12 protein-coding genes are annotated in these 11,560 nt (G+C 72.3%); 2 read left to right on the forward strand and 10 right to left on the reverse strand.

Annotation, left to right across the window (positions count from 1 at the left end):
• Positions 1-12: 12 nt before the first annotated feature.
• The 3 genes from ACFYU9_RS33020 to ACFYU9_RS33030 form a co-directional block, all read right to left on the reverse strand.
• A complete protein-coding gene (locus ACFYU9_RS33020; RefSeq protein WP_389208756.1) occupies positions 13-255 on the reverse strand; it encodes a hypothetical protein in 243 nt (80 codons plus the stop codon).
• 227 nt (positions 256-482) lie between these two features.
• A complete protein-coding gene (locus tag ACFYU9_RS33025) occupies positions 483-1,394 on the reverse strand; it encodes a CopD family protein (protein WP_389208754.1) in 912 nt (303 codons plus the stop codon).
• A 112-nt stretch (positions 1,395-1,506) separates the two neighbouring features.
• Positions 1,507-1,728, reverse strand: a complete 222-nt coding sequence (locus tag ACFYU9_RS33030; protein WP_389208752.1) for an EF-hand domain-containing protein — start codon at positions 1,726-1,728, stop codon at positions 1,507-1,509.
• An 87-nt stretch (positions 1,729-1,815) separates the two neighbouring features.
• Here ACFYU9_RS33030 and ACFYU9_RS33035 point away from each other — a divergent pair, with 87 nt between their 5' ends.
• Positions 1,816-2,454 (forward strand): GNAT family N-acetyltransferase, encoded by a 639-nt coding sequence (locus ACFYU9_RS33035; protein ID WP_389209212.1) that lies wholly within the window; start codon positions 1,816-1,818, stop codon positions 2,452-2,454.
• A gap of 11 nt (positions 2,455-2,465) precedes the next feature.
• Here the strand turns inward: ACFYU9_RS33035 and ACFYU9_RS33040 are convergent, their stop codons facing one another.
• From ACFYU9_RS33040 to ACFYU9_RS33065, 6 genes are all read right to left on the reverse strand, one after another.
• Entirely contained in the window at positions 2,466-3,668 is a 1,203-nt protein-coding gene (locus ACFYU9_RS33040; protein ID WP_389208750.1) for a YncE family protein, read from the reverse strand.
• Positions 3,668-4,429 carry a polysaccharide deacetylase family protein gene (locus tag ACFYU9_RS33045; RefSeq protein WP_389208748.1) on the reverse strand — a complete coding sequence of 254 codons (762 nt, stop codon included), beginning with the start codon at positions 4,427-4,429 and terminating at the stop codon, positions 3,668-3,670. Before ACFYU9_RS33045 ends, ACFYU9_RS33040 begins: the two co-directional genes overlap by 1 nt.
• 415 nt (positions 4,430-4,844) lie before the next feature.
• The gene (locus ACFYU9_RS33050; protein WP_389208746.1) at positions 4,845-5,369 is read right to left on the reverse strand and encodes an ATP-binding protein; all 525 of its coding nucleotides are present in this window, start codon (positions 5,367-5,369) and stop codon (positions 4,845-4,847) included.
• 157 nt (positions 5,370-5,526) lie between these two features.
• Positions 5,527-6,294 (reverse strand): enoyl-CoA hydratase/isomerase family protein, encoded by a 768-nt coding sequence (locus ACFYU9_RS33055; RefSeq protein ID WP_389208744.1) that lies wholly within the window; start codon positions 6,292-6,294, stop codon positions 5,527-5,529.
• A gap of 87 nt (positions 6,295-6,381) precedes the next feature.
• Positions 6,382-7,626, reverse strand: coding sequence for an Ig-like domain-containing protein (locus ACFYU9_RS33060; protein WP_389208742.1), 1,245 nt, complete (start codon positions 7,624-7,626; stop codon positions 6,382-6,384).
• 160 nt (positions 7,627-7,786) lie between these two features.
• On the reverse strand, positions 7,787-9,013 hold the full coding sequence (locus ACFYU9_RS33065) for an Ig-like domain-containing protein (protein ID WP_389208740.1): 1,227 nt from the start codon (positions 9,011-9,013) through the stop codon (positions 7,787-7,789).
• A gap of 182 nt (positions 9,014-9,195) precedes the next feature.
• Between ACFYU9_RS33065 and glgX the strand changes: the two genes are divergently transcribed.
• The gene (gene glgX / locus ACFYU9_RS33070; RefSeq protein WP_389208738.1) at positions 9,196-11,415 is read left to right on the forward strand and encodes a glycogen debranching protein GlgX; all 2,220 of its coding nucleotides are present in this window, start codon (positions 9,196-9,198) and stop codon (positions 11,413-11,415) included.
• Here the strand turns inward: glgX and ACFYU9_RS33075 are convergent.
• Positions 11,397-11,519, reverse strand: coding sequence for a hypothetical protein (locus ACFYU9_RS33075; protein ID WP_389208736.1), 123 nt, complete (start codon positions 11,517-11,519; stop codon positions 11,397-11,399). The genes glgX and ACFYU9_RS33075 overlap by 19 nt on opposite strands.
• Positions 11,520-11,560 lie beyond the last annotated feature (41 nt).

Consider the following 11,560-nt stretch of genomic DNA (forward strand, 5'->3'; position numbering starts at 1 on the left):
GGCCGTCCCGCGTCAGGCGCGGACCCAGAGCACGATGATGTCCGGGCGGTCGGAGCTGAAGGGCTCGCAGGAGAAGACCGGGCCCCAGATCCGGTAGCCGGCCCGGCCGGCGGCCTGGCAGTCGGCGTACGAGGAGTAGGAGCTGTTCGCGTAGTAGCCCGGGCCCGGGCTGGCCTGGGCGGCGCCGGCGGCGCCGAGCGCGAGGGCCCCGGCGGTCACGGCGGTGGCGAGAGCGGCTGCGGTGCGACGGTACATGGCATGTCCTCCTGAAAACGCCGGGATGCCCCGGCGGAATGCCTGACGATGCGATGTGGTGCGTTTCGTACCGGCTGCGCAGCCGGGGACGAACGTACCGTCACGGACACGGCCGCACAATAGGTCTAGGCCAATCCTTGATCCTCGGCGAAACCGACCACCGTGCCGGTTCCCGCTGTAGTGACGTCACGACCACCGAGGCCGGCGCTCGCCGTCTTCCCCCCGCGTCAGGGCGGCAGCAGCCAGTGCGGGTCCGGCACCACGGTGAGCAGCGCCGAGACCAGCACCACCGCGCCGAGGACGCCCAGCTCGACCCGGGCCGGGGGCTGGGCGTCGGCGCCGCGCAGCATGCGGCGGCGGGCGGTGAGGGCGAGCAGCGCGGTGACGCCGAAGAGGGCCAGCTTGACGACGAGGACGCGGCCGTAGGCGGTGGTGAGCACGCCGTCGAGCGGGAGCCGGCGCAGGGTGGAGACCGTGCCGGTGGCGCAGAGGGCGCCGAAGAGCCAGGCGGCCATCCGCGCGTAACGCAGCAGGACGTCCCGGGCGCCGCCGCGCAGCCGCATGGTGCGCAGCACGTACAGCAGGGTGCCGGACCAGAGCGAGGCGGCCGTCAGATGGACAACGGTGAGGCCGATGCCGATGGCCGGCGTGTAGGACTCGGGGTGGGCGCGCATCGCCTCGGCGCCGACGGCGACGGCGAGCGGCAGCGCGGCGAGGGCCGGGCGGCGGGTGGCCGCGCAGATGGCGGCGAGGGCGAAGGCGTTGGCGGTGACGAGGATCAGCCGGCCCTCGCGGAGCCCGTACACGGTGGTGAGCCGCAGGCCGCTGATGGCGGCGAGCAGGAGCAGCAGTCCCGCGGAGGCCGCGCAGCCCAGGGCCGCGGCGGCGAGGGACCAGCGGCGCGGCAGCGGGCCCTGCCCGGCGATGCGGACGCCGGCGAGTTCGCCGACGGTGACGGCGAAGGCGACGAGGACGAGGAGCCGCAGCAGGGTGATGCTGCCGGCGGCGGGGATCACCAGTTCGCCGGTGCCCGTCTGGGCGAGTCCGGCGCCGAGGAGGGCGACCGCGAGGACGGCGGTCACGGCGAGGACCGCCGCCGTCAGGCGGGCCGGGGTGCCGAAGGGTCCGGGGAGCGTCACCGGACGATCGTCACCGGGGCCCGGACGGGCGGCAACTCGCGTACGTACGCATGGTCGTACGCGGCCGGCGGGGCTCGGCGGCCCCGCGCCGCCCGTCCGCGTCCCGGACGGCTCAGGCCTTGCTGAGGTGCGACCAGAACTCGTCCCAGGAGAGCATGCCGTCGCCGTTGTCGTCGCGCTGCTTGATGATGGCCGCGGCGACCGTCTCGGTGACGTTGAAGTCGCCCATCTCGGCCATGACGTGCTTGTACTCGGCGGCGGTGATGAAGCCGTCGCCGTCCACGTCGAACTTGTTGAATGCCGTGCGAGCCTCGGCCTCGTTGATGTCCGCCACTGCTTCCGCCCCTTCATGGTGCTTCGTTTGAGAGGGCCAGATTAGCCGGACGCGGCGGTGCCGCATGATGGGGGCATGAGCGCTGGCATGTACGGGACGGTGGCGGGGATTCTGGCGGCGGCGGCCCGGGGCGAGTTCCCGGCGCCCGACGGTTCGACGACGATCGTGCCGCAGCCGAACGGCCGGGACGCGGGGGTGCTGTCCTTCACGGCGCACTCGGTGGTGTTCCTCGACGAGGACCCGGAGTGGATCCGGGCCGAGCTGGCCGCGGCGTCCACGGACCCGCTGGTGGCCAGCATGACCCCGGGCTTCCTGACGGCCCTCGCGGCCCGCACGGGCCGGGAGCTGACCACCGTCGACCTGATGACGGTCGCGGACGCGCTGCCGGGCGAGCCGGAGATCGGGCTGCGGGAGATCGACGACCAGGACCATCCGCGGGTGGCGCGGGCGCTGAAGTACCGCGACGACGTACGGGTGTGGGTCGCCGACGGCGGTCTGGTGACCCTGGGCCGGGGCGTGGCGGGCCGTATGGAGGTCGCCGTCGAGGTGGACGAGGACGCGCGCCACCGGGGCCTGGGGCGGGCGCTCGCGACGGCGGCCCGTCAGCTGACCCCGGACGCCGTGGTGTGGGCGCAGAACACGCCCGGCAACGCGCGCAGCGTCCGCGCCTTCCTGGCGGCGGGCTACCGTCCGGTGGGCGCGGAGGCGCTGCTGGTGGCGCGCTGATCCGGTCGGGCTCAGCGGAAGATGCCGGTGTGGCCGAGCGAGTAGCGGCCCGGCTGCGGGTAGACCGCGAGGCCGTGCGGGCCGCTGCCGACCGGGATGCGGGCCAGCTGCTTGCCGCTCGTCGTGTCGATCGCGTACACCTCGGAGTCGTAGCGGCCGGAGAGCCACAGCACCTTGCCGTCGGCGGAGACGCCGCCCATGTCCGGGGAGCCGCCGTCGGGGAGCCACCACTTCTTGGTGAGCTTGTTCCTGGTGAAGTCGAAGACGGAGACGGAGCCCTCGCCGCGGTTGGATACGTACATCTCCCTGGAGTCGCGGGAGACGTACAGGCCGTGGCAGCCCTTGCCGGTGTGCAGCAGGGTCGGGGTGGTGAACTTCTCGCCGTCGAGGACCCACATGCCGTGCGCCATCATGTCGGCGACGTAGAAGGTCTTGCCGTCGGGTGAGATCTTCACGTCCTGCGGCATGGCGCCCTCGAAGGGCAGTTTCTGCTGGCCGACGACCTCCATCTTCTCGGTGTCGACCTTGAGCAGCTCGCCGGAGAACTCGCAGGAGACGACGAAGTAGCGCCCGTCGGCGGAGAAGTCGGCGTGGTTGACGCCGTAGCAGCTGACGGGGACGGTCTTCTTCCGCTCCATGGTGTGCGGGTCGCGGAAGACCAGCTCGCGGTCGAGCGAGGCCATGACGACGGCGTACTTGCCGTTCGGCGTGAAGTACAGGTTGTACGGGTCGTGCACCTCGACCGGTTTGCCGGCGGTGCCGGTGGCCGGGTCGATGGGGGTGAGGGTGTGGCCGCGGTCGTTGTTGACCCAGAGCGTCTTCATGTCCCAGGAGGGGACGACGTGCTGCGGCTGGCTGCCGACCGGGATGGTCTCGACGACCTTGTAGGTGGCGGGGTCGATGACGGAGACCGTGTTGGAGTTGGTGTTGGGGACGTAGACCCGGGACGGGAAGTCCTTGACGACCGGGGAGAGCGCGTTCGGCCGGTCGGCGGCGTAGACGTCGTCGGGCTTGAGCAGCGGTGGCATGCCGGGCAGTCCGGTGTCGGCGGGGGTCTTCTTCTTCGGTACGGCGGCGAGCGCGCCGGCCTCCTTGGTGGTGCCGGTGCGCGGGGGCGCCGGGTGGGGGCTGCCGCAGCCGGCGAGGCCGGCGCCGAGGGCGAGCAGCAGGGCGGCGGCGGCCAGGGTCCTGGTTCGTGACGTGAGGGTCGGCATCAGCTCAGCAGCTCCGTGGTGGTGACCGCGGAGAGGCCGCGGCGGTCCAGGTCGGCGAGGAGGAGGGGCAGCGCGGCGACGGTGTCCGGGTAGCCGAAGTGGAGGCTCACGACCGAGCCGGCCCGGATCCGGCCGGTGACGTTGGCGAGGACGGCCGCCGGTCCCGGCGAGGTGAAGTCGAGCGAGTCGACGTCGTACGACAGGACGTGCGGGTAGCCGGCGCGGCGGGCGGCCCGCTGGACGGCCGGGCCGGCGTGCTGGGTGCGCGAGGGCCGGAACCAGGTGCCGATGGAGCCGGTGAGGCGGCGCAGCCGGCGGGCGCAGCCCTCGATCTCGGCGTGCGCGTCGGCCTCGCTCATCGCGTTGATGTCGATGTGGCGCTGGGTGTGGTTGCCGAGGTCGTGGCCGCCGTCCAGGATCCGCCGGGCCATCTCGGGGTGCTGGTCGAGCCACTCGCCGACGGCGAGGACGGTGACGTGGGCGCCGGCGTGCTCGGCGCGGTCGAGGATCGCGCGGGCGAGGGCGGGGTCGCCCTGGCCGTGGAAGGTGAGGGCGACCCTGGGCCGGCCGGGCGGGCCGCTCGCGATCTCGGCGGGGCGGCCGGGATAGCGGCGGGGCGCGGGGGCGGCGACGGGGGCCGCGGGGGCGGGGCTGTGCGGGCGGGGGGCGGGGTCCGGCTCCGTACCGCAGGCGGTGGCGAGGGCTCCGGCGAGGGCGGTGGCCGCGCCGGCCCGGAGGGCACCGCGGCGGTCGGTCGGCATCACGGGCACTATTTAAAGACGATTAGGCCTGAAAGATAACGATTGAGCCGATTCAGGACGTTTACGGGTCGCGGTCATCCGTCCACTATGCGGACGAGCCCGGGAAACACCCGTTGAACCCCATATTTATTCATCGTTTACAAGGTAGGTGCTCTAGGTCACCAACGATTCATCGGCGAAGCATCCATGTATGTCCGGATATGACCCGGTAGGGACTTTTGGCGCCAAGGCCACCTGTCTGCCATAGTCGATGACACGACCCCCATTGACCCGGGCCAGGTCGACTTGGCTGCCGTGGGCAACACCCCCCCCTAGCCCACGGCGCACCTCACGAGAGCCCCCAACCGCCCCACCACGGCGAACGGGGGCTCTCGTGCGTCCGGACCCCGCCCCACCCGCGGTCAGCGGTCAGCGGTCAGCGGTCCATGACGCGCATCTCGAACCAGGTGGTCTTGCCGCGCGGCGCGAGGTCGACGCCCCAGCGGTCGGAGAGCTTGTCGACGAGGAAGAGGCCGCGGCCGCTGGTGTCCATCTCCGACACCGGCATCAGACAGGGCAGTCCGCGCGAGGGGTCGCGCACCTCGATCCGGATCCAGCCGCGGCGGCGCAGCATCCGCAGGGCGAAGACCCGGGCGCCGGTGTGCCGGACCGCGTTGCCGACGAGCTCGGAGACGAGCAGCACCGCGTGCTCGGCGATCTGCGGGCTCAGCCTCCAGTGGCGCAGCACCACCCATTCGGTGAGCCGGCGGGCGACCGCGGCGGACTCGGGACGGGACGGCAGCCGGGCGTCCTCCTCGGCCGGGTTGCCGTACAGCGCCAGCGCCTCGGTCGCCAAGTGGTGCGTCTCCGCGGCCTGTTCGTCCTCGGCGCCCGGCACCCACCGTGCGGCCGTCGCACCGCCATGCTGCCGCGGTTGTTCCGTACCCTCCAGGCCCGCCATGCCCACCATCATGGCCGCACCGGGCCGCCCGCGGGGCCGTTCCGGGGGAATCGACCCCCCGGAATCGACAATTCCACGAGACTGACCCTGGCATATGCCAAAGTCAGTCGGAACGGGGCGTGAAGACGGTCCGAAGACCGCCCTCACCCGGTCGGGCTCAGACGAACTTGGCCTTGCCCGGACCCTCCTCGACGAAGCTGCGCATCCCGCGCTCGCGGTCCTCCGTCGCGAACAGCCCCGCGAACCAGGTGCGTTCGATGGCGAGGCCGGTGTCGATGTCCGCCTCCAGACCCTGGTCGATCGCCTCCTTGGCGGCCCGCAGCGCGACGGCCGGGCCCTGGGCGAGCTTCGCGGCCCAGGCGTGCGCCTGCTCGTACACCTCGGCGGCCGGGACCACCCGGTCGACCAGGCCGAGCTGGAGCGCCTCGTCGGCCTTCACCATGCGGCCGGTGAAGATGAGGTCCTTGGCCTTGGAGGGGCCGATGAGGCGGGAGAGGCGCTGGGTGCCGCCGGCGCCCGGGATCAGGCCGAGCAGGATCTCGGGCTGGCCGAGCTTGGCGTTGTCACCCGCGATCCGGTAGTCGGCGCACAGCGCCAGCTCGCAGCCGCCGCCCAGCGCGTAGCCGGTGACGGCCGCGACGACGGGCTTGGGGATGCGGGCGATCGCGGTGAAGGCGTCCTGCAGACCGCGGGACCGCTTGACCATGGCCGCGTGGTCCATGACCTGCATCTCCTTGATGTCCGCGCCGGCCGCGAACACCTTCTCGCCGCCGTAGAGGACGACCGCGCGCACGTCGTCGCGGTCGGTGGCCTCCTGGGCCAGCTCGCGCAGCCGGTCCTGGGTGGCGATGTCCAGGGCGTTCATCGGGGGGCGGTCGAGACGGATCGTGCCGACGCCTTCGGCGACTTCGAGGTTCACAGTCATGGACCGAAGGTTAGCCGCCGTTAACGACGCGGGACCCGGTGCGTTCGGTCACAGCACCGGGTCCCTCGTCACGCGTACGGAAGGGGCTTACGCCTTCCACTCCGACCAGGACATGTTCCAGCCGTTGAGGCCGTTGTCCGGCTGGATCTGCTTGTCCTTCGAGTTCTTCACCACGACGACGTCACCGATGAGCGAGCGGTCGTAGAACCAGGCCGCCGGCGTGGAGCTGTCGCCCGCGCCGCGGGCGTCGCGCAGGCCGACGCAGCCGTGGCTGGTGTTGGTGGAGCCGAAGATGCCCGGGGAGCCCCAGTAGTTGCCGTGCACGAAGGTGCCCGAGGCTGACAGGCGCATCGCGTGCGGCACGTCCTTGATGTCGTACTCGCCGCCGAAGCCCACGGTGGCCCCGTTCATGCGGGTCACCTTGTACTTCTCGCTGATGACCATCTGGCCGTTGTACGTGGTCGTGGACGGCGCGCCCGCGCTGATCGGGATGGTCTTGATGACCTTGCCGTCGCGCTCGACCTTCATGGTGTGCGCCGAGGCGTCCACCGTGGACACCTGGCGGCGGCCGATGGTGAAGGAGAAGGTCTTCTTCTGCTTGCCGTAGACGCCCGGCCGGCCCTCGACGCCGTCGAGGTTGAGCTGCACGGTCACCTTGGTGCCGGCGGCCCAGTAGTCCTCGGGACGGAAGTCGAGGCGGTCGTTGCCGAACCAGTGGCCCTCGATCGGCACGGCCGGCACGGCCGTCACCTTGATGGCGCGCTCCACGGCCTCCGGGTTGGTGATGCCCCGGGTGAAGTTGACGGAGACCGGCATGCCGACGCCGACGGTCTCGCCGTTCTCCGGCGTGTAGTGGCCGATGAAGGTGTTCTTCGGGACGAGCGTCGTGAAGGTGGTGTCCTTCGCCGACTCGCGGCCGTCGGAGTCCTGGGCGATCGCGTGCACCTTGTACTGGGTGCTCGCGGACAGGTGCCCGGTCGGCTGCCAGCTCGCGCCGTCGGCGGATATCTTCCCGTCGACCTTGTTGCCCTCGGAGTCGGCGACCGTGACCGTGGTCAGCTTGCCCTGGTCGGCCGTCACCTTCAGCGCGCCGTTGGTGGCGACGGAGTCCGCGCCGTCCTTCGGGGCGACCGTGACGACTGCCTGCGAGGCCGCGTTCTCCTGCTTGCCGCCGGCGCCGCCGGCCTGGTCCTGGCCCCCCTTGCCACCGCCGGTGGCACCGCCCCCGCACGCCGTGAGGACGAGGAGCAGCGTCCCCGTCGTCAGCGCGCCCAGGCGGGCGCCGCGGCGCCGTCGTCCGGCGGTCGTCCCGGATATCGGCTGCCCGTTCACTATGCTTCTCCCCTCGCGCGACCCGGCACCGCCTGGGCCCCACCCCCGTGCGCATCCTCTCGCGCACACGGCGTTAGATAATCACACCGCAGGACACGAATCTTCCTCGTGAATGTCACCGTTCCGTCGCAGTTGGCGTGATAGAGCGGAAGCTGCCCCCTCAGTTCAGGGCCGAACCCTCCTTCCAGCGGTTCCACTCCAGGTTCCAGCCGCCGAGCCCGTTGTCCGGAGCGACCTGCTTATCGCGCGAGTTGACGACCTCCACGACGTCCCCGACGAGCGTCCGGTCGAAGAACCAGCCGGCCGGGGTGTCCGTGGCGCCGCCCTTCACGTCCCGCAGCCCGACGCAGCCGTGGCTGACGTTCGCCGAGCCGAAGGTGTCCGCCGAGGCCCAGTAGTTGCCGTGCAGGAAGGTGCCGGAGTCGGTGAGCCGCATCGCGTGCGGCACGTCCTTGATGTCGTACTCGCCGCCGAAGCCGACCGTCCGCCCGTCCATCCGCGTCACGTCGAACAGCTCCGTGACCACCATCTTCCCGTTGTACGTGGTGGTCTTCGGCGCGCCCGCGGTGATCGGCAGCGTGGTGAGCAGTTCGCCGTCGCGGTGGATGTCCATGGTGTGCTTCTCGGCGTCGACGAGGGAGACCTGCGAGCGGCCGACGGTGAAGGCGACGGTCTTGCGCTGGATCCCGTACACGCCCGGCGCGCCCTCGACGTCGCGCAGGGCGAGCTCGACGGTGACCTTCGTGCCCGGCTGCCAGTACGCGGCGGGGCGGAAGTCGAGCCGGTCCTTGCCGAACCAGTGACCGACGACCTCGACCGGCGGGTCGGAGGTCACGCTGATGGCCCGCTCGACCTCGCCGCGGTTGTCGATCTCGCGGTTGAAGGAGAACGAGACGATCATGCCGACGCCGACCGTGGAGCGGTTCTCCGGCTTGAAGTAGCCGATGAAGCGGTGCTCGGGGACGACGGTGGTGAAGGTGGTGTGCCGGGCGGAGCGGTGGCCGTACCCGTCGAGCGCGACCGCGTCCACGCTGTACTTGGCGGCGAGCGCGAGCCGGGTGCCGGGCCGGGGCCGCCAGTGCAGCCCGTCGGTGGAGATCTCCCCCGCGACGGCGGTGCGCTGGGCGTCCTCCACCTGGACCACGCTCACCCGTTCGAGCCGCCCGCTGTCGACCGAGATCTCCACCGGGCCCTCGGCGGGGATCCCGCGCGTGCCGTCCTCCGGATTCACCCGGATCACATCGCCCGGCGCCCGGGCCTTTCCGGGCAGGGGCCCGTCGAAGAGCCCACCGCCCCCGCCGCCGTCCGCTCCGGTGCAGCCCGCGAGGCCCACGAGCAGGCCCGCCACGGCGAGCGCGTGTGCCGCCCGCTTCAGTACATGTCTCACGCCCGGCCCAACGACGGCCCCCCTCCAGGGGAAACGTCCGGCCGGGTCATGTTGGGAGCGGGGCCGACCGGGCAGAACAGTCGGGAGGACGTACGGGGAGCCGCGGCCGGGACGCCGCGGGCCCGGCCGTGGCCCGACGGCCGGGCCCACTCCGCCGTACGAGAGCCGCGGGAGGCCGGACGGTGTCGAGCGCAGCCGAGCAGGAGGCGGTGCGTCAGCGTGCCCACGAGCCGCTGGCGCCGGTGGTGTGGCCGGGGGCGCCGATGCCGCTGGGGGCCCGTGTCCGGGTCGGGCCCGACGGGACCCTGGGCACCAACTTCGCGCTGTGGGCGGGCGGGGCGGAGGCGGTGGAGCTGTGCCTGTTCGCTTCGGACGGCACCGAGACCCGGCTGCCGCTGGCCGAGCTGACCCATGAGATCTGGCACGGCTTCGTGCCCGGTGTCGGCCCCGGGCAGCGCTACGGCTACCGGGTGCACGGCCGCTGGGACCCGTGGACCGGGGCCCGCTGGAACCCGGCGAAGCTGCTCCTCGACCCGTACGCGCGCGCCGTCGACGGCGACTTCACCCTGCCGCCCGAGGTGTACGGCCACGTCCGCGACTGGCCGCAGCAGCACGTCGCCGACACCGTCCGCGACGAGCGGGACTCCGCCCCGCACGTGCCCAAGGGCGTCGTCGTCCAGGACGACGACGACTGGTCCGACGACCGCAGGCCCAAGACGCCCTGGCCGGACTCGGTCATCTACGAGCTGCACGTGCGCGGCTTCACCATGCGGCACCCGGGCATCCCCGAGCACCTGCGCGGCACCTACGCGGGCCTCGCGCACCCGGCGGCCGTCGAGCACCTCGTACGGCTCGGGGTGACGGCGGTGGAGCTGCTGCCGGTGCACCAGTTCGCGCACGAGGACCACCTGCTGCGGCGCGGGCTCGCCAACTACTGGGGCTACAACTCGATCGGCTACTTCGCCCCGCACGCCGGCTACTCCTCGTCCGGCACCACCGGCCAGCAGGTCGGCGAGTTCAAGCGGATGGTGCGGGCGCTGCACGCGGCGGGGATCGAGGTGATCCTCGACGTCGTCTACAACCACACGGCGGAGGCCGGCGAGCTGGGCCCGACGCTCTCCCTGAAGGGCATCGACAACCGCGGCTACTACCGGCTCCAGTCCGACGCCCGCCGCTACGCCGACTACACCGGCTGCGGCAACACCCTGCACGTGGTGCAGCCGCAGGTGCTGCGCCTGATCACCGACAGCCTGCGCTACTGGGTGACCGAGATGGGCGTGGACGGCTTCCGCTTCGACCTGGCCGCGGCCCTCGCGCGGTCGATGCACGACGTCGACATGCTCTCCCCGTTCCTCGCGGTCATCGCCCAGGACCCGGTGCTGCGCCGGGTGAAGCTGATCGCCGAGCCGTGGGACGTCGGCAACGGCGGCTACCAGGTGGGCGCCTTCCCGCCGCTGTGGACCGAGTGGAACGACCGCTACCGGGACGCCGTGCGCGACTTCTGGCGCGGCGCGCTGCCGGACGTGCGCGACCTCGGCTACCGGCTCTCCGGCTCCAGCGACCTGTACGCGTGGGGCGGGCGGCGCCCGTACGCCTCGGTCAACTTCGTCACCGCGCACGACGGCTTCACCCTGCGCGACCTGGTGACGTACGAGCGCAAGCACAACGAGGCCAACGGCGAGGGCAACCGGGACGGCACCCACGACAACCGGTCCTGGAACTGCGGGGCGGAGGGCGAGAGCGACGACCCGGCGGTGGGCGCGCTGCGCCGCCGGCAGTCCCGCAACCTGCTGACGACGCTGCTGCTGTCGACCGGCGTGCCGATGCTGGTCGCGGGCGACGAGATGGGCCGCACCCAGGGCGGCAACAACAACGCCTACTGCCAGGACAACGAGACGAGCTGGCTGGACTGGTCGCTGCCCGAGGAGCCGGGCCGGGCCCAGCTGCTCGCGCTGACCCGGCGGCTGCTCGCGCTGCGCCACCGGCATCCGGTGCTGCGCCGCGGGGCGTTCTTCTCCGGCCGGCCGCAGGGCGCGGACGGGCTGCGGGACCTGGCCTGGTTCACCGCCGAGGGCGCCGAGATGACCGAGCGGGACTGGTACGCGCCCGCCGCCACGCTCGGCCTGTACCTGTCGGGCCGCGACATACCGGGCCGGGACGCCCGCGGCGAGCAGGTCCTCGACGACAGCTTCCTCGCGGTGCTGCACGCCGGGCCGCGCCCGGTGCGCTTCCGGCTGCCTGGCCCGCCCTGGGCGGAGTCGTACGAACTGGTCGTCGACACCGCCCTGGAGGACCAGTCCGGCCCGCCGGGCACGGTGCACCCGGGCGGGTCGGCCGTCACGGTGGCGGAGCGGTCGGTGGTGCTGCTGCGGGTGGCCGGGGTTCAGGACAGCTGCGCGTAGCAGGTGTAGGCGCCCTCGGTCTCGGCGTCCGGGCCGGTGTAGGAGGAGCTGGAGGAGCCGCCGCCGTAGGTGTAGTACGTGCCGGCGGGACGGGCGCCCCGCACCCAGGCGTCCGGCGCGGAGTGTGATCTTACGCGAGGGCGGA

The sequence above is a fragment of the Streptomyces sp. NPDC004327 genome (assembly GCF_042873935.1).
Taxonomy (GTDB): Bacteria; Actinomycetota; Actinomycetes; order Streptomycetales; family Streptomycetaceae; genus Streptomyces.